This window comes from Lysinibacillus fusiformis (assembly GCF_016925635.1).
Taxonomy (GTDB): Bacteria; Bacillota; Bacilli; order Bacillales_A; family Planococcaceae; genus Lysinibacillus; species Lysinibacillus fusiformis_F.
The window spans coordinates 3,001,924-3,020,784 of the sequence record NZ_CP070490.1 but is presented as its reverse complement, the minus strand read 5'-3'; the positions used below and the strand labels follow the sequence as shown (position 1 = coordinate 3,020,784).

At 38.9% G+C, this 18,861-nt stretch carries 15 protein-coding genes; all 15 read right to left on the bottom strand.

Features of this window, described 5'->3' with window-relative positions:
- Positions 1 to 790: 790 nt before the first annotated feature.
- Entirely contained in the window at positions 791 to 1,312 is a 522-nt protein-coding gene (locus tag JTI58_RS14660; protein ID WP_205441995.1) for a DoxX family protein, read from the bottom strand.
- A 473-nt stretch (positions 1,313 to 1,785) separates the two neighbouring features.
- A complete protein-coding gene (gene rpsO / locus JTI58_RS14655) occupies positions 1,786 to 2,055 on the bottom strand; it encodes a 30S ribosomal protein S15 (RefSeq protein WP_008178982.1) in 270 nt (89 codons plus the stop codon).
- 173 nt (positions 2,056 to 2,228) lie between these two features.
- Positions 2,229 to 3,176, bottom strand: coding sequence for a riboflavin biosynthesis protein RibF (ribF, locus tag JTI58_RS14650; protein WP_205441994.1), 948 nt, complete (start codon positions 3,174 to 3,176; stop codon positions 2,229 to 2,231).
- Between the two features lie 13 nt (positions 3,177 to 3,189).
- Entirely contained in the window at positions 3,190 to 4,101 is a 912-nt protein-coding gene (truB, locus tag JTI58_RS14645) for a tRNA pseudouridine(55) synthase TruB (RefSeq protein ID WP_205441993.1), read from the bottom strand.
- 114 nt (positions 4,102 to 4,215) lie between these two features.
- Positions 4,216 to 4,557, bottom strand: coding sequence for a 30S ribosome-binding factor RbfA (gene rbfA / locus JTI58_RS14640; RefSeq protein ID WP_205441992.1), 342 nt, complete (start codon positions 4,555 to 4,557; stop codon positions 4,216 to 4,218).
- Between the two features lie 77 nt (positions 4,558 to 4,634).
- A complete protein-coding gene (locus tag JTI58_RS14635; protein WP_036121391.1) occupies positions 4,635 to 4,913 on the bottom strand; it encodes a DUF503 domain-containing protein in 279 nt (92 codons plus the stop codon).
- Entirely contained in the window at positions 4,913 to 7,201 is a 2,289-nt protein-coding gene (infB, locus tag JTI58_RS14630) for a translation initiation factor IF-2 (RefSeq protein WP_205441991.1), read from the bottom strand. Before infB ends, JTI58_RS14635 begins: the two co-directional genes overlap by 1 nt.
- Before the next feature lie 14 nt (positions 7,202 to 7,215).
- Positions 7,216 to 7,524: a YlxQ family RNA-binding protein gene (locus tag JTI58_RS14625; protein ID WP_205441990.1), complete on the bottom strand. Its 309-nt coding sequence runs from the start codon at positions 7,522 to 7,524 to the stop codon at positions 7,216 to 7,218.
- Positions 7,521 to 7,799 carry an RNase P modulator RnpM gene (gene rnpM / locus JTI58_RS14620; protein WP_205441989.1) on the bottom strand — a complete coding sequence of 93 codons (279 nt, stop codon included), beginning with the start codon at positions 7,797 to 7,799 and terminating at the stop codon, positions 7,521 to 7,523. The genes JTI58_RS14625 and rnpM overlap by 4 nt, the downstream gene beginning before the upstream one ends.
- Before the next feature lie 136 nt (positions 7,800 to 7,935).
- Complete coding sequence (gene nusA / locus JTI58_RS14615) at positions 7,936 to 9,075, bottom strand: transcription termination factor NusA (protein ID WP_205441988.1); 1,140 nt, start codon at positions 9,073 to 9,075, stop codon at positions 7,936 to 7,938.
- 24 nt (positions 9,076 to 9,099) lie between these two features.
- Complete coding sequence (rimP, locus tag JTI58_RS14610) at positions 9,100 to 9,576, bottom strand: ribosome maturation factor RimP (protein ID WP_205441986.1); 477 nt, start codon at positions 9,574 to 9,576, stop codon at positions 9,100 to 9,102.
- Positions 9,577 to 9,910: 334 nt separating this feature from the next.
- Positions 9,911 to 14,242, bottom strand: coding sequence for a PolC-type DNA polymerase III (locus JTI58_RS14605; protein WP_205441985.1), 4,332 nt, complete (start codon positions 14,240 to 14,242; stop codon positions 9,911 to 9,913).
- Between the two features lie 271 nt (positions 14,243 to 14,513).
- Complete coding sequence (locus JTI58_RS14600) at positions 14,514 to 16,220, bottom strand: proline--tRNA ligase (protein ID WP_205441984.1); 1,707 nt, start codon at positions 16,218 to 16,220, stop codon at positions 14,514 to 14,516.
- A 131-nt stretch (positions 16,221 to 16,351) separates the two neighbouring features.
- Positions 16,352 to 17,614 carry an RIP metalloprotease RseP gene (rseP, locus tag JTI58_RS14595; protein ID WP_205441983.1) on the bottom strand — a complete coding sequence of 421 codons (1,263 nt, stop codon included), beginning with the start codon at positions 17,612 to 17,614 and terminating at the stop codon, positions 16,352 to 16,354.
- A gap of 46 nt (positions 17,615 to 17,660) precedes the next feature.
- Complete coding sequence (gene dxr, locus JTI58_RS14590) at positions 17,661 to 18,806, bottom strand: 1-deoxy-D-xylulose-5-phosphate reductoisomerase (protein WP_205441982.1); 1,146 nt, start codon at positions 18,804 to 18,806, stop codon at positions 17,661 to 17,663.
- Positions 18,807 to 18,861 lie beyond the last annotated feature (55 nt).

Below are 18,861 nucleotides of genomic sequence, written 5' to 3'. Positions count from 1 at the left end.
CTTCGCTAACATTAGTTTTTCAAGTACAAGTTTAAACAATAGACTCATTATAACATGGAGCTTATCATACAACATCCTATAAGGTAAAAGAAAGTCGGATCATCTAGTAAAATTAATAAGTCAGGCACACAAATACCTCTCACATATAATGGGCGGGGTATACATATTGTTGAAAAACAAAACCATCAATAGAATTTTTGTGAAAGGTGAAAATGCATTTCCGTTGCAGGCTACTTGCTTTCCTGTGGGCGAGCGCCGAGCCGCTTCCTCCGCTACCGCTCCGTTTAAAGTTTTGCCTGTCTCGCTATCCCACGGGAGTCAAGTAGCCTTCCACTTCAACCGACTAACTTTTTAGCAAAGGTTTTCAAATAAAGTGAAGGTGTTTACTACTCTTTATAGAGGGGTGTTGTCACGCTTCACTTCTCCACATTGAAAATAAGAGTTTATCCCCTCTAAGAATACAGTTAATGGGCGATTTGATCGCTATGCTACTATGAAAAAAAGTAAAGACACTTTGCAGCATGGTTGATTGGAGTGGAGCCAGCGTCACTCCTAGGGGATTTAGCGTTACAGAGGAGACCCTGGAGCGAACGGAAGTGAGTGAAGCGGCTCCTCGGACGCCCCCTGGAAAGGACGCTGGCGGAACGGAAATCAACCCCTCACCTTGCTAATAGGTCTTTTTCTGCTAGTGACATGATTTTTTTCAACAACAATATACCCCACCCATATAATGGGCGGGGTATATTCAGACTAATGAGTAGTCTCCTATATAAGATATGCAAAAAGTTTATTATGTAATTTTAGAAATTGGTTGAACTACTTCTTTTTTCTTATTTCTCTCCATCTTTTCACTTAAGATAGGCATAATGAAGCGGTCAAGCCCAAATTTCCCAGCATTATAACCAGCAACGGCAATAAAGATTGCAAGTAAAATGTCCCAAGGATTACTAGATATAGTACCTGCCATTAAGAAAGCAAAATTCATGACCATACCGAAAAATGCAGCATATGTCGTTAAACATCCCAGAATTAATCCTAGCCCTACTAAAAATTCTCCCCAAGGCACGAGAATATTAATTACCCCAGCATTTGGTAAAGCAAACGATTCAATAAACTTTACATACAGTGGATATGCGAGCTCTTCTCCACTTGTCACTGGATTTGCAATAGCATTAGCTAAAAAACCAGATGCATCAAAGCCATTAAACAGTTTTCCCCAACCTGCTGTAAGCCAATGCCAGCCTAAATAAACACGAATAACTGTTAATATACCTGCAACAATATTATTCTCTCTTAATAATTGGTTAAACATCTTACTCACCCTTCTAAATGATTTAGTTTAAGTTTACATTTCACCATTAATACAGAACGTTTTCTAACCCATAGCCATCGTTTTACTAGTATTCAATGATAGCATTTAGATTGTATGATTGACGCTTATCTACCAATTGTTTCGAGCCTCTACCTATAATTTGCTAGATTATAATTCATGAAAAATAAAAGCAACCTCGCATTCAATTTATCTACTTCAATTGCACTTGCAAAAGATGATTACAATGACTTGAACATGGGCTGTGAAATGTGATTAGAATATATCACCCTTTTATGAAGTATCAAATCATTTTTATCTATCGTTCATCGTAGTGTAAAAAAGTTATGGCTTATTGTTGAACAAAATAACAATCATTATGAATGTTATTTCGTATTGATGATTAGCTATAAAAAAAGACTGTAGACAAACTACTGTTTGTCTACAGTCTAATATAGGATTACTTCTGCTATAAATTAGCGACGTAAGCCTAAACGGTTGATTAGTTCACGGTAACGTTGTACGTCAGTTTCACGAAGATATTTTAATAAGTGACGACGACGACCTACCATTTTAAGAAGACCACGCTCAGAGTGGAAATCTTTTTTGTGTGTACGTAAGTGAGTATTTAGAGCATTGATTTCTGCTGTTAATACTGCAACTTGTACTTCTGGTGAACCAGTGTCACTTTCGTGAGTACGGTACTCAGCGATAATTTCGTTTTTACGTTCTTTTGTAATAGCCATTTGTATGGACCTCCTAAATTATAATTAATCCCCATTAGCACAGTAAACGTTGGAGTCATCGATATACCAAGCTAAGGTTAAGCATTTATGCACTTATGAATGTTACCATAAATCACTTGGTCAAGCAAGTAAAACGTCGAATTAGATCTTCTAATTACGAAATGAAGTAAGGCTTATAGCTCGTTAAAGTAACGAATTGCTTCTTGTTTATCCTTTTCAATTTGCGTCTTCAATGCCTCAATACCATCAAATTTTCGTTCACTTCGAATGCGTTTATACCATGCTACATGTACTTCTTCACCATAGATATTTTTATCAAAGTTTAGAATATGGACTTCAATCGATAATTGCTTATCATTTGGATCTTTGAAAGTTGGTTTATAGCCCACATTGCAAACACCATCATACCAGTTATTTTGCACAAGCAGGCGAACAGCATAGACACCACTTGCTGGAATAAACGTTCCTTCTAAAGCTTGGACATTTGCTGTAGGGAAGCCAATGGTACGCCCACGTTTATCACCATGTACAACAATGCCATTGATTTCAAATGGTCTCCCTAATAGCACTGTTGCTTCTTCCATGTCGCCTTCTTGTAATAGCTTGCGGATACGGGTAGAGCTGATTTTCTCAACATCATCTGTTTTCTTCTCAACAATCGTTACCCCATATTCACCATTGCTTAATACACGCATATCTTCCATTGTTCCCTTACCAAATGCGCCAAACGAATAATCGAAGCCAGCTGTCACATGTTGAATATTTAATCCACGAATAAATGTATCAATAAACGCTGCTGGTGAAAGTTTGGCAAAATCAGAAGTGAAATGGACAACGAATACCGTATCCACACCCTGTTCTTCAAACAACTGTAATTTCTGTTGTAAGAGTGTAATATAAAAAACCTTTTCGTTACGTCCACCAAGGACTAATGAAGGATGTGGATCGAATGTCATCACTGCAGTTGGAATTTGTCGCTTGTCCCCCTCTTCCTTAGCTGCCTTGATAACTGCTTGATGCCCTCTATGTACACCATCGAAAAAGCCAAGAGCTAATGAATACGGCTGGATACTTTCTCGTTGCTGTAATTGATGTGGGTATTTTAAATGAATGACCTCCATTGAAAAAATCCTCCTACTCTATCGTCGGAAACATCTTATGTGGCTTCATCAAACCATCCTTTGTAGGGTGAGCCTGATAAACCGCAACTGCCTTTCCATTGATTCCATACACAATTTTATCATGACTATTTAATAATGCATCTGCTGGAAGCACTTGTCCATTGAAAATTTCTTTTTCATTGGCATTCGTAATCTCAATATATGGATAGTCTGCTAATGCATACTCGACAGGTAAAATACAGGTAGCCCCTTGCTCAGCCTCCATTAGCTCAGCAACCTGTGCTAATGTAAAACAGTTATCCTGTGTAAAGGTACCTGAAGCAGTTCGTACGAGTTCCTTCATATGTGCTGGATAGCCAAGCGCCTCACCAATTTGCACAGCTAATGTTCGTATATAGGTCCCTTTACTGCAAGCGATACGGACTGGAAATGTAATTTCTTGCCCCTCATATTGTGCTAGCTCATCAAGAAGCTCTAAATCATAAATTGTGACTTGACGAGTTGGTCTTTCAACACTTTCGCCTTTTCGCGCATATTCATAGAGGCGCTTCCCATTTACTTTTACTGCTGAAAACATGGGTGGTGTTTGTTCAATAACTCCAGTTAATGAAGCTAAAACCTCTAGCAACTGTTCACGAGAAAATTTTTTTATCGTAAGATTTTCTTCAACGGTTTCACCTTCTGCATCCTCGGTTGTCGTGGTACGACCGATTGAAATAATTGCTTCATAGGTTTTCCCTGCGTCCGTTAAATATTCTGCTATTCGAGTTGCTTGGCCAATACAAATTGGTAGTACGCCCTCAACACCTGGATCAAGTGTACCTGTATGCCCAACTTTTTTTGTCCGCAAAATTTTGCGTAATTTAAAGACACAATCATGGCTCGTCATGCCTCTTTCTTTCCAAAGCGGTAAAATACCGTTCATATAGCTCCTCCCAAATTGCCTACTCTATAATTAATTACTCATTGGCAATATAACCTTTTCCATGAAGATAAAAAGTCTGCCTGCATAAACATGCATGTGGCAGACTTTTTTAGCTTATTCTTTGTGTAAATCTCTTAGCAATGAATCAATACGGTTACCATATTCAATCGATGAATCAAATTCAAAGATTAATTCTGGTGTACGTCGTAAACGAATGCGTGATCCGATTTCAGAACGAATGAAGCCAGAAGCTTTTACTAAAGCTTTTAGCGTTTCTTCACGTTCACGCTCATTGCCTAAAGATGTAATATAAATTGTCGCTTGCTGTAAATCACCTGTTACATCAACACCTGTAACAGTCACAAAACCAACACGCGGATCTTTTATTTTACGGCCAATAATATCGCCAAGCTCTTTTTTCATTTGCTCAGCAACACGGTTTGAACGTAGAGACATAATTTATCACCTCTATTTCGATGTACAGATAGTTGATATTTTATTGCTGTATCACGCTCTCAACTATCTACTGTTACTTATAAATAATCTCGCCACACATCAAGCTGTTCCCATGATGGATTTGACTGCAAATAATGGAGCGCGTGGTTTATTTCCCGTTCAGCTGCATCTTTTGATGAAGAAACAGCAACAAGTCCTAATTTCGTACGCTGCCATACATTTTGATGGTCAATTTCCGCAATAGAAACATTAAATTTCTGCTTTGTGCGGGTAATCATACGCTGTAAAACAGCACGTTTTTCCTTTAACGAATGGGCAGTTTGAATGATGAATTCAACCTCTGCATATACGATCATTAGACGCGTTTAACTTCTTCCATAATATAGGCTTCAATAATATCGCCTTCTCTAATATCGTTGAAGTTTGTAATCGTAATACCACATTCGTATCCTCTTGCCACTTCTTTCACTTCATCTTTGAAGCGTTTAAGCGTATCTAGCTCACCTTCAAATATTACTACGTTATCACGGATCACACGTACACCTGAATCACGCGTTACTTTTCCTTCTGTTATATATGAACCAGCAATTGTACCAACTTTTGATACTTTAATTGTTTGACGAACTTCTGCTTGACCAATAATTTTTTCTTCAAACTCTGGATCAAGCATACCTTTCATCGCTTGTTCAATCTCTTCAATTACTTTATAGATAATGCGGTGTAAGCGAATATCTACACCCTCTTCTTCCGCTGCACGTTTTGCATTAACATCTGGACGTACGTTAAATCCAATAACGATCGCATTAGAAGCTGCTGCAAGAGAAATATCAGATTCTGTAATAGCACCAGCACCTGTGTGAATGATTTTCACATTTACGCCTTCTACATCAATTTTCATTAAGGAAGCAGCCATTGCTTCAACAGTACCTTGAACGTCAGCTTTCACAATTAAGTTAAGCTCTTTCATTTCGCCTTGGCTCATTTGTTCAAATAAGTTATCCAGCGTAACACGTTGCTTTTCTGAACGCTGTGCTTGAATTGCTGACATGGCACGAGTTTCCCCAACTTGGCGTGCTGTTTTCTCGTCTTCAAAGACTACGAAGCGGTCACCAGCTTGAGGTACATCATTTAAACCTGTAATTTCTACTGGTGTTGATGGGCCAGCTTCTTTCACACGACGACCTTTGTCATTCACCATCGCACGTACACGACCATACGCATGACCTACAACAATCGGGTCACCTACTTTTAAAGTTCCATCTTGTACTAATAACGTAGCAACAGAGCCACGTCCTTTATCAAGTTGCGCTTCAATAACTGTACCAAGTGCTAAACGATCTGGGTTCGCTTTAAGCTCACCAACCTCAGCTACAAGTAGAATCATTTCGAGCAATGTATCGATGCCTTCACCTTTTAATGCAGAAATTGGTACGAAAATTGTTTCGCCACCCCATGCTTCAGGAACTAGGCCATGCTCTGTTAATTCTTGCATCACACGATCAGGATTTGCTGATGGTTTATCCATTTTATTCACAGCTACAATAATTGGTACTTCGGCTGCTTTAGCGTGATTAATCGCTTCTACTGTTTGTGGCATGACGCCATCATCAGCAGCTACAACTAGAATTGTTAAATCCGTTACTTTTGCACCACGTGCGCGCATTGTTGTGAAAGCTGCGTGCCCTGGAGTATCAAGGAAAGTAATTTTCTTATCGCCTTCCGTTACTTGGTATGCGCCAATATGTTGTGTAATACCGCCAGCTTCTCCTGCTGTCACTTTAGTATTACGAATAGAATCTAATAATGTTGTTTTACCGTGGTCAACGTGACCCATGATTGTTACAACTGGTGGACGTTCTGATAATTCAGCTTCGTTCACTTCTTCTGTTTGCTCGAAGTGTGTTTCTAAATCCGTAATATCTACACGAATTTCTTCTTCCACTTCTACACCATAGTCTGCGCAAATTAATTCAATTGCATCCTTATCTAATTCTTGGTTAATTGTTGCCATTACCCCAAGCATAAATAATTTCTTAATGATTTCAGACGGCTCACGGTGTAATTTTTTTGCTAATTCCGCTACTGATAATGATTCAACAAAAGTAATTTTTTCTGGCAGTTCCTTTTGTTTAACTGGTATAGACGGTTGATGCGTTTTTGGATGGCGACGTTTGCCTCCATGAATCCCTGGTTTTGGACGTTGGTTGTAACCACCGCCACCTCTACGATTATTATTATTATTGTTATTATTATTATTTTGTGTCATATTTCTATTTTGATTACCTTTTGTATTCTTAGATTTTTCGTTAGACGAATTTGAGTTTTGCTGTGCGTGTTGCTGGTTGTTTGCTTTTGGCTTAGAAGTAGCAGATTGCTGCCTTTGTCCTTCTTGCTTTTTCACCGAATGCTGTGGTTTTTGCTGGCCATTTGATTGAGGTTTTTGTGCCATGTTTTGAGTTGATTGTTTTGCTACATTTTTCTCAGGTGTTGCTTTAAATGTTTGATTTAACTTTGCCACAGCGTCTTTCTCTAACATAGACATATGGTTTGTTACACTCACATTTAATTTACTTAGTGCTTCAATAACCTCTTTACTCGTTTTATTCACTTGCTTCGCATATTCATGAACTCTGATTTTGGTCATCTGCTCACCCCCGATTAGTTTTCGTTGAGTAGACTAGACAATTTACGTGCAAAACCTTTATCGGTAATAGCTAAAGCCACTCGGGCCTCCTTACCTGTAGCATGTCCTAGATCATAACGATCTCCAATTACATGATACTCAACGTTGTAGTACGTGCACTTATCTTGAATTTTCTTACTAGAGTTTTTAGAAGCATCGTTTGCAAGCAATACTATCTTAGCATTGCCATTACGGACTTCCTTTACTACTAGCTCTTCTCCTGAAATCACTTTACGTGCTCTTGCCGCGATCCCAAGCAAATTAAATATTGCTTGATTTATCATAAAATTGACTCCCTACGAATCAGCAAAATAAGTTCCTCATAAATTTCTTCAGGAATTTTAACATCAAGCTGGTGCCCTAATACATTTTTCTTACGCGCGATGTCAACTGCCTGCTCTGATTTAGAGACATAGGCACCACGCCCAGGTTTTTTTCCGGAGACATCTACACTTACTTCGCCCTCTTTTGAACGAACAACACGTACCATCTCTTTCTTTGGTAGCATTTCTCCAGTTGCTACACATTTACGAAGAGGTACTTTTTTGTTTACAGCCATAAGAATCACCATTCCTCTCTGAAGCTTGTCGTAAGAGGTGGACAAGTTATGCTCTACTTGACGCTCTGACAGTATTCAGTCGGCGTAGGGGGCCCACTGAATACTGTCAGCTAACTTGTCACACGGGCTTTCTTACTTATTCTTCGTCGTCTTGATATAAGTCAACTGCTACATCATCAAAATCACTTTCTTCATCATCCGCAGGGATGAAAGTGCTTGTAGCCGAAGGATAAATACCTAATCCACGAGCATCTGTCTCACTCTTAATATCAATTTTCCAACCAGTAAGCTTCGCTGCTAGACGTGCATTTTGCCCGCGTTTACCAATTGCTAGAGATAATTGATAGTCTGGTACGACAACTGTTGTCGATTTTTCTTCTTCATTCACTTGAACATCTAATACTTTCGATGGGCTTAATGCATTAGCTACAAAGACAACTGGATCTTCAGACCATTCTACGATATCAATTTTTTCACCATTTAGTTCATTGACAATCGTTTGTACACGAGCTCCCTTTGCCCCAACACATGAACCTACTGGATCTACTTCTTCATTATGTGCAAAGACAGAAATTTTAGAGCGATCTCCAGCTTCACGTGCAATTGATTTAATCTCTACAATACCCTCATAAATTTCAGGTACTTCCATCTCAAATAATCGGCGTAATAAACCAGGATGTGTACGAGACACAATCACTTGAGGTCCACGTGTCGTACGTTCAACTTTTGTAATATATACTTTAATACGATCATGTGGATGATAGGATTCACCTTGGATTTGTTCATTAACTGGCAATGCCGCTTCTACTTTCCCAAGACCTACATAGATATTACGAGCATCTAAACGTTCAACAACACCCGTTACGATATCATCTTCACGATCTACGTATTGCTCATAGATTAAACCTCGTTCCGCTTCACGTACACGCTGTGTGACTACCTGTTTTGCTGTTTGTGCAGCAATGCGTCCGAAGTTGCGTGGCGTTACTTCCTGCTCCACGATGTCCTCTAGCTGATAAGCTGGATTAATGATTTTTGCATCTTCTAGCGAAATTTGCAAACGATCATCTTCTACCTCTTCCACCACATCTTTACGTGAAAATACACGAATTGAGCCCTTATCTAAATTTAAGTCCACTCGAACATTTTGTGCTTGGTTAAAGTTGCGTTTGTAAGCTGTAACTAATGCCGCTTCAATGGCTTCAATTAACACATCTCTTGAAATTCCTTTTTGTTCTTCTAGCGCATTCAGCGCATCTAACAAATCACTACTCATTTTGTTTTCACTCCTAAATATGCATTATGCTGAAAAATCAATGGCAAGACGTGCCAATGCGATTTTTTCTTGTTCAATTGTTACTGTCATTTTACGTGTTTTAATACGCACTTCCATCACTAATGTATGTTCATCGTATGACGTTAAGTAGCCTAGGAATTCCTTCATGTCCTTGATGGGCTTGTAGGTTTTTACGTAAATAAATTTGCCAACTGCTTTTTCAAAATCTGTATCTTTTTTTAATGGACGTTCCGCTCCAGGTGAAGAAACCTCTAAATAATAATTTTGTGTAATTGGATCTTTTTCATCCAATAACAAGCTTAGTCGTTCACTAACTTGAGCACATTGGTCAATGTCAATTGCACCCTCAGGTGTATCAACATAGACGCGTAAAAACCAGTTACGTCCTTCTTTTACGAACTCAATATCCACTAGCTCAAGATTTAACTCATCCACAATTGGTTTAGCGAGCTCTTCAATTAAAGATGGTACTTTGCTCATTATTTCCTCCTGTATTTATCAAATTCTAGCGTATGAATTGTTCATTACTATCAGTTAACGCAGTAATGAACCATAATAAAACAGAAATTCCACCAGTTGCTTTGGTGAAATTTAACGGTCTTACCTGCTGTTAGTCAAAATTTGTTTTGCTACGGTTAAACAACAGAAAAGAGCGGGTATGCCCCACTCTTTTGCTGGAAAAATATCAACAAATTATTACCATAAGAATAGCACAGTTCTCGACACAATGCAAATTTCCGTCATTAAAGATAACCATATTGTGTCAGGAATTTGAAAATGCATGAAGACCTTTCAATACGAAACAAATCCCATACTAGAATAGTGATAACTGATTAGCATCAGGCATGCCTTCTAAACATCCAAGCTGATCCATGTATTCAATAAGTGTTTTGGATACACGACCACGTTGCTGTAAATCTTCCTTGGATAAAAACTCTCCCTCTTCACGAGCAGCTACTATCGTTTTGGCCACGTTAGTCCCAAGGCCTGGTATCGCGTCGAATGGAGGGATGAGTGAATTGCCATCAATGACAAATTCACTGGCTTGAGAGCGATATAAGTCAACCTTTTGGAAACTCATACCTCGTTCACACATTTCCAACGCAAGCTCCAACACCGTTAATAAGTTTTTCTCTTTAGTGGATGCATCTAAACCTTTCATATTAATTTCATCAATACGTGCTCGAATCATTTGTGATCCTTGAACCATCGCAATTAAATCGAAATCATCTGCCCGAACTGTGAAATACGCTGCATAATAAAGAATTGGGAAATGTACCTTGAACCATGCAATACGTACAGCCATTAACACGTAAGCTGCCGCATGGGCTTTTGGGAACATATATTTTATCTTTTTACAGGATTCGATATACCAGCCTGGTACTTTATTGGCGAGCATCTCGGCTTCAAACTCTTCTGATAAACCTTTCCCTTTACGAACAGATTCCATGATTTTAAAGGCTAATGACGGCTCTAGACCTTGGTAAATTAAATACACCATAATATCATCACGACAACCAATTACTTCTTTCAGCACACATGTACCGTTTTGAATTAATTCCTGTGCATTGCCTAGCCATACGTCTGTTCCATGTGAAAGTCCAGAAATTTGTACAAGCTCTGAGAATGTGGAAGGCTTTGTATCTTCTAGCATTTGACGTACGAAACGTGTACCAAATTCCGGGATACCCAATGTTCCTGTCTTACAGCCAATTTGCTTTTCTGTGACTCCTAACGTTTCTGGAGAACTAAAAATTTTCATCACGACAGGATCATCGGTTGGAATTGTTTTTGGATCTATTCCAGATAAATCCTGCAACATCCTGATCACCGTCGGATCATCGTGTCCAAGTATATCAAGCTTTAAAATATTGTCATGAATCGAGTGGAAGTCAAAATGGGTTGTCCGCCATTCTGCATCCTGCGCATCTGCAGGGAACTGTACTGGAGAGAAGTCATAAATATCCATATAATCAGGTACAACAATAATTCCCCCAGGGTGTTGCCCTGATGTACGTTTTACGCCTGTACAGCCTTGAACTAAACGATCAACTTCCGCACCTCGGAAATGTAAATTATGATCATTTGCATAGCCCTTTACATAGCCATATGCTGTTTTCTCCGCCACTGTACCAATTGTTCCGGCACGGTATACATAATCCTCACCAAATAGCACCTTTGTATAGTTGTGAGCTTGTGGTTGATATTCACCCGAAAAATTCAAATCGATATCGGGTACCTTATCACCTTTAAAACCAAGGAAGGTTTCAAATGGTATATCTTGACCATCTTTTTTATAAGGTGTTCCACATTCTGTACAGTCTTTATTTGGTAAATCGAAGCCAGAGCTGACAGATCCATCATCGAAAAACTCGGAATGTTTACAACTAGGACAAATATAGTGAGGAGGTAATGGGTTAACTTCTGTAATTTCCATAAAAGTTGCTACTAACGAAGAACCAACCGAACCACGTGACCCTACTAAATAGCCATCAGCTAATGATTTTTTCACTAGCTTGGCAGAAATTAAATAAATTACCCCAAAACCGTGACCCAAAATCGATTTTAATTCTTTCTCAATTCGAGCTTTCACGATTTCTGGTAAGTCCTCACCATAAATACGATGGGCCATTTCATAAGTTAAATTGGTTACCTCATCATCAGAGCCTTCAATTTTTGGTGTATAGAGGTCATCCTTAATCGGTTTGACGTCGCCAATACTTGCTGCTACTTTTTGAGCATTCGTCACAACCACTTCTTTTGCAAGATCCGGTCCTAAAAAATCAAATTCTTTCAGCATTTCATCAGTTGTTCTAAAATGAACCTCCGGTAGCTTGGATCGATTTAAAATATTCGCTCCACCTTGTGAACCAATGAGTATTTGTCTGAACATTCCATCTGTTGGATCTAAATAATGGACATTGCCAGTAGCAACAACAGGCTTATCTAGCTTCTTCCCAAGTTTAACAAGTTTACGGATAATATCTTCTAATGTCCATTCATCACGCACAACATTTCGTTCGATTAATGGCGCATATACAGCCTTCGGTTGCACCTCAATATAATCGTAAAAACGAGCGACTTTCTCTGCTTCCTCAGGAGACTTATTCATCATTGTTTCGAATACTTCACCATTACTACAACCAGATCCTACTAATAAACCCTCGCGATATTGCTCAAGCACTGCCCGTGTCACCCGAGGAACACGATAGAATGTTTTTGTATGCGAATGAGAGACGATTTTAAATAAGTTTTTTAAGCCTGCATTATCTACTGCTAAAATCGTACAATGCATAGGTCTACCTTTTTTATAGGCATCCCCACCACCAACATGCTTATTGAAGTCATCATGGTAGTTGATAGCTAGCTCATCCGCATCCTTTAATAGCTGCAGCAGTAAATACCCTGTCGCCTCTGTATCATAAATCGCTCGGTGATGTTGTGTTAATTCAATATTGAATTTTTTACAAAGGGTATTCAAACGATGGTTTTTCATTGTAGGATAAAGCAACCTTGCTAGCTCTAATGTGTCAATTACAGGATGGACCGTCTCTTCAAGACCAAATTTTTTATAGCCTGTATAGAGGAAGCCTATATCAAATGACGCGTTATGAGCGACAACAATTGCGTCACCGATAAAGGCATGAAATTCTTTAATGACCTGCTCTACCTCTGGTGCATTTCGAACCATATCATCTGTAATACCTGTTAATTCAATGGTAGTGGCCGAAAGTGGATGATGTGGATTTGCAAAGCTTTCATATTTATCGATAACATGTCCATCTTTAATTTTAACTGCAGCCAACTCAATAATCGTATCGTATGCAGTGGATAGCCCTGTCGTTTCTACGTCAAAAACAACATACGTTGTGTCTGCCAATAAACGATGCTCTGGAGCATAGGCAATTGGTACACCATCATCCACTAAATTTGCTTCCAGACCATAAATAATCTTAATGCCATGTTTTTTCCCCGCCGCATATGCTTCAGGGAAAGATTGCACAACCGCATGATCCGTAATAGCTATTGCTGGATGCCCCCACTTTGCAGCCTGTGCAACAAGCCGATCAACAGGTGTAACAGCATCCATTTGGCTCATTGGTGTATGCAAATGTAACTCAACACGCTTTTCACCCTCTGGTGCTAAATCCTGTCGTGTTTCTTTTTTGATTTCATTAATATCATTCGCCATGACGATTAAATCACGAATGAATGTATCTGTTTGCACAGAGCCTCGAACTTTAACCCACATGCCCTTTTTCAGATGCTGCATTAATTCGGCATCATCATTATCACGAGAAAACATTTTAACAATGATAGAATCTGTATAGTCGGTAATTTTGATTTGTAATAAGGAACGTCCACTTTTTAACTCTTTAATTTCCGCATCAAAGACAAATCCTTCAATAATAACACGGCGTTCTTCTTCAACAATCCGTTTAATTTCCATGATTTCATCATCTTTAATATGCATTCCAAGTTGGAATGGACGGTCACCAAGGTTCGCCAGTGCTGGATTGTCCTTCTTCTCTTGCTCACGCTTTTGGAAATCCTGCATCGCTTGCTGTGCCAGAGCCACTTCTTCCAGACGTTTCTGCTCCATAAACGCTTCCTGTGCCGCAATCATTTCTTCCGTTTCTTCTTGTAGCACAAAGTCGATTGCCATACGAGGAAAACCAAATTGACCATAGCTTTCTGCTAGCTTGTCAGCATACTTTGTTTTTAGCATCATAAATTCCATTTCCTGCATGCAGGATAATGTCATCTTTTGGCCGTTCCATGTTGGTATTTGAGAGACGAGACAATTTTTAAGCGGTGGGGCCATCTCATCAATTTGTTCCACAACATTTAGCCAGTAAGCTTGCACCAGTTCCTCTGTCACATTTTGCTCTAACGTTTCAAATGTCGTATTAACTTGCGCAATCGCTGAAAACTTCTCTGTCAAATGCGTACGGAAAAGCTGATATAACGGAAACGGTAGTATATCTCTTAACTTAATGGTGAAATGCCAAAGTCTGTCCTTTTTATGAACTGTCAGGCGTGATAATTCACCTTCCTCAAAAAATGACATGTATACATCATCTGTTAACTCTAATTGTTGCAAGAGCATTCGAAGTCTCATTCTTGCCTCTTGTTGCTGTTCCAATCTAATGACACCTACTTTCAGAAAGAGGCAGCTTATTTAGCCTCATGTTCTAATTCGTCTCAAACGCATGATGAGAATTCAAGAAAAAAATTCGCTCCCACACTGCGGGCGCTCTTCAAGTTTAACAGAGATTTTACCATCTGTTGTTGCTTGCTTGGCTCACTGTCCCGCAGAAGTGTCGCGAATTATTTATATCTATCTTATCAAATTTATACGAAAGCCTCTATCAAAAGCATTAGCTTCCAATTATAACCAACCTTCTAGCAGGTCATTAGTTTTTACGGAAAAATTCGTTAAGGTGATCAATGACTTCTTCTTTTTTCCATTCAAATGTTTCACCCGTTTGACGGAATTTCACCTCTATAATACCCTCTGTTGCTTTTTTACCGACAGTTACTCGAACAGGTAAACCAATTAAATCAGCGTCCGCGAATTTTACACCTGCACGTTCAGGACGATCATCTAATAGCACATCATAACGGTATGATTTTAATAAGCCATAAAGCTCCTCTGCTAATGCCACTTGCGCCTCATCTTTTGTGTTAACGGGCACAACATGAATATCATATGGCGCTAATTGTGTTGGCCATGTAAAGCCATTGTCATCTTGGAAGTGCTCAGCTACAGCAGCTAGAATACGAGATACACCAATACCATAGCAACCCATAATAAATGGTTGAGCCTTTCCTTGCTCATCTAAGAAAGTACCATTCATTTTAGCAGAATATGTAGTACCTAATTTAAAAATATGACCAACCTCGATACCTTCTGCAAATTTAATGATACCTTGTCCATCAGGAGAAGGATCTCCCTCTTGAATAAAACGAATATCTAAATAGTCATTAACTGCAAAATCACGCTCTGGGTTAACATTGACTAAATGGAATCCATCTTCGTTAGCACCTGCAATACCATTACGGATGGATTTAATTGCTTGGTCTGCTACTACTTTTACGTCTACTGGTAGTTTCACTGGACCAATTGAACCAACGCCACAGCCTAATAAATCTTTAATTGCTGCTTCACTAGCAAGTTCCACTGACCCTGCATCAAGTGCATTTTTCAATTTGATATCATTAATTTCATGATCCCCACGTGCTAGGACTACAACAAGCTCACCATCTACATCAAAAACTAAAGATTTGATGACATTGGCTGGCTCTACTTTTAAGAATGCTGAAACTTCTTCAATCGTTTTTTGTTCTGGTGTTGCTACTTTTTCCACTTCTTTTAAAGCTTCATCAGATGGTTGATAGTCAACGATGACTTCAGCCATTTCGATGTTTGCTGCATAGTCCGAAGTATCCGAGTATGCAATTGTATCTTCACCGATTTCAGAAAGCACCATAAATTCATGTGTACCTTTACCGCCAATTGAACCTGCATCTGCAATAACGGCGCGGTAGTTTAAGCCAAGGCGGGAGAAAATATTAGAATAAGCACGGTACATATCTTCATATGTTTCATCTAAACTTTCACGTGACGCATGGAAAGAATAAGCATCTTTCATGATAAATTCTCTTCCTCGTAGTAAGCCAAAGCGAGGACGTTTTTCATCACGGAATTTTGTTTGAATTTGATACAATGTTAACGGTAATTTTTTGTATGATTTAATTTCATCACGTACTAAAGTAGTAATGACTTCTTCATGTGTTGGTCCTAATGCAAAATCACGGTTATGACGGTCTTTTAAACGCATTAATTCTGGCCCGTATTTTTCCCAGCGACCTGACTCCTGCCATAGCTCAGCAGATTGTAGGGATGGCATTAGAAGCTCAATGGAGTTGATAGCTTCCATTTCTTCACGGATAATTGTTTCAATTTTTGTTAGCACACGTTTTGCAAGCGGTAAATACGAGTATACCCCACTTGTATTTTGACGAATAAACCCTGCACGTAGTAATTGCTTATGTGATTTTACTTCAGCATCAGCAGGTACTTCACGTAACGTTGGGATAAATGTTTTACTTTGCTTCATTCAGTGTTCCACCTTTTTCAATAGATAAGTTTATACTCTCAATAGCATAAACAAATTTAGCTTTGAGCGCAATGTTTCATCGAAATTGCGCTCAAAGCTAGGAAATCAAATTTCATTTAACTGTAGATTATTTAAAAGAAGAATCGTTGTATATCGTTCCATGTAACGACCACCATTAAAATCATCAGTAGGACGATTCCTACAAAATGTACAATCCCTTCTTTTTGACGGTCAATTGGTTTACCACGTAGCGCTTCAAAACCAAAGAATAATAAACGACCTCCGTCAAGTGCTGGTAATGGAAGTAGGTTCATAATTCCTAAGTTAATACTTAGCATTGCTGCCCAATTCATTAAGTTCATAATACCATACTGGGCAACTTGCTCTGTTGCTTTATAAATACCTACAGGACCAGAAAGTGCATCGATTGTGAACTTACCAGTAATCAGCATACCTAATAGTTCAAATATTTTCACAGTCATATTATAGGTTTCTTGTGCTCCATAGACAACCGCCTTTATTGGGTTAAACTCCCTTGGGCTTTCATAGCGCACACCTATTTGACCATATTTTTCACCGTCCTGTTGGATTTCCTTCACGGTCATATTTAAGTTCACAGATTGTCCATTTCGTTCAACTGTCACGGCAATATCTTCGTTTGGATGATCTTGAACGATAGCGGCTAAATCCTGCCATTTTTCAACAGCTTGTCCGTTAATAGATGTTACTCTATCTCCTGCAAGCATCCCTGCTTGTGCAGCTGGATCATTCTCTACTACTTCCGTGATGATTGGCTCATAAGTTGGTACTCCATGGATTAATCCAATCACTAAATAAATCACAAACGCAAGAATAAAGTTAAACAAAGGACCTGCAAAGATGGTCATTGCTCGTTGGCCAACTGTTTTTGCATTAAATTGACGATCCTGTGGTGCAATGACCAGTTCACGTCCATTTTCCACAAGAACACAATCTCTAGCCACTTGATAACGAACTAAACGTTCTTCTTCATCATAGCCCTCTACAAATAACTCCTTCTCTAAATCAGCACGTTCAACTTCTAAAAATAATAAATCTGGTAACTGCTTATTATTTTGATTGAAAATAATTTTTTTAACAATATTATCCTCATTCACAATAAGCCCTATTCGGTAGCCCGGCTGTAATTCAGTGCCATCCATATCCTCGCCGGCCATACGTACGTATCCCCCGATAGGTAATAATCGAATGGTATACATTGTTTCTCCATGTGTTCTCCCATAAATTTTGGGACCCATTCCGATAGCAAATTCACGTACTAAAATGCCTGCACGTTTGGCGAATAAGAAATGTCCAAGTTCATGGAAGAAGACGAGCATGCCAAATATTAATATAAATGCAATGGCTGTTTGCATATTACCCCACCTTTAATAGCGATTAGTTAACGATACAGTGCTTTCGTTATTTTACCATGTCTAACACTATTTTTCTTGTCTCACTATCCACATGTAATATGGTTTGTAAATCTGGTATTGCAATGTTTTGGTGTGCTTGCATCACACGCTCAATCGTCTCATCAATTTCAAGGAATGTGATTTTCCCTTGTAAAAAGGCTGCAACTGCTGCTTCGTTTGCTGCATTCATCGCTGTCAAAATGGTACCACCCATACGACCAGCCTCATATGCTAAACGTAAAGCAGGGTATCGCTCAAAGTCCATCTCTTGAAAATGTAGTTGACCAATTTGCGCTAAATTTAGTCGCTGACCATTATGTAATGGTATACGATCTGGGTAGCTTAAAGCATATTGGATTGGCACACGCATATCTGGTGTACCTAGCTGAGCAATAACACTAGTATCATGATACTCAACTAGAGAGTGAATAATACTTTCTCTATGCAAAAGTACATCTATTTTATCATATGGCATATCAAATAAAACATGTGCTTCAATGACTTCTAATCCCTTATTCATCATTGTAGCGGAATCTATCGTAATTTTTGCACCCATAGACCAGTTCGGATGATTAAGTGCATCTGCGACCGTCACGTGTTTTAATTGCTCTCGCGTTTTATCACGGAAGCTACCACCAGAAGCAGTAATAATCAAACGTTCAATATTTTTCGGATTCTCGCCATTCATCGATTGGAAGATGGCAGAGTGCTCACTATCTACAGGCAAAATGGTTGCCTTGTATTTTTTCGCCTCTGCCATCACTAAATGTCCAGCAGTTACAAGGGTTTCTTTATTAGCAATAGCAATCGTTTTGCCCATACGAATGGCTGCTAATGTTGATTCAAGCCCTACACTTCCAAGCACGGCATTGACTAGTACAGTCGAATCTGGGTGTGTTGCGACCTCTACAAGTCCTTTTGCTCCAAACGTAAATTGGATATTTGGAAACTCACTAGCAAGCGTAAGTGCGTCTTCTTCTAATTGCACTGAAACTAATTCGGGCTTTAATGTTTCAATCATTTCTCGCGTTTTCTCTAAGTTTTTCCCTGAAGAAAAAGCCACTAATTGAAAAGCATCACGTTGTTCTTTTAAAATATCGTAGGTTTGCCAACCGATTGAACCAGTAGCACCCAATAAACTAATTTTTTTCACAACAAATTGTCCCCTTTTTTCTATCTAAGCAAATGATTTAGCAAGCTGCCTTTTC

Bases quoted from the DNA above. Each gene is read 5' to 3' on its own strand.
- JTI58_RS14660 (WP_205441995.1), bottom strand. From the start codon at position 1,312: ATGTTTAACCAATTATTAAGAGAGAATAATATTGTTGCAGGTATATTA.
- rbfA (WP_205441992.1), bottom strand. From the start codon at position 4,557: ATGTCTCTACGTTCAAACCGTGTTGCTGAGCAAATGAAAAAAGAGCTT.
- rpsO (WP_008178982.1), bottom strand. From the start codon at position 2,055: ATGGCTATTACAAAAGAACGTAAAAACGAAATTATCGCTGAGTACCGT.
- rnpM (WP_205441989.1), bottom strand. From the start codon at position 7,799: ATGGCTGTAAACAAAAAAGTACCTCTTCGTAAATGTGTAGCAACTGGA.
- nusA (WP_205441988.1), bottom strand. From the start codon at position 9,075: ATGAGTAGTGATTTGTTAGATGCGCTGAATGCGCTAGAAGAACAAAAA.
- JTI58_RS14635 (WP_036121391.1), bottom strand. From the start codon at position 4,913: ATGATCGTATATGCAGAGGTTGAATTCATCATTCAAACTGCCCATTCG.
- JTI58_RS14600 (WP_205441984.1), bottom strand. From the start codon at position 16,220: ATGAAGCAAAGTAAAACATTTATCCCAACGTTACGTGAAGTACCTGCT.
- infB (WP_205441991.1), bottom strand. From the start codon at position 7,201: ATGACCAAAATCAGAGTTCATGAATATGCGAAGCAAGTGAATAAAACG.
- truB (WP_205441993.1), bottom strand. From the start codon at position 4,101: ATGAACGGTATTTTACCGCTTTGGAAAGAAAGAGGCATGACGAGCCAT.
- rseP (WP_205441983.1), bottom strand. From the start codon at position 17,614: ATGCAAACAGCCATTGCATTTATATTAATATTTGGCATGCTCGTCTTC.
- rimP (WP_205441986.1), bottom strand. From the start codon at position 9,576: ATGAGCAAAGTACCATCTTTAATTGAAGAGCTCGCTAAACCAATTGTG.
- JTI58_RS14625 (WP_205441990.1), bottom strand. From the start codon at position 7,524: ATGATAAATCAAGCAATATTTAATTTGCTTGGGATCGCGGCAAGAGCA.
- ribF (WP_205441994.1), bottom strand. From the start codon at position 3,176: ATGGAGGTCATTCATTTAAAATACCCACATCAATTACAGCAACGAGAA.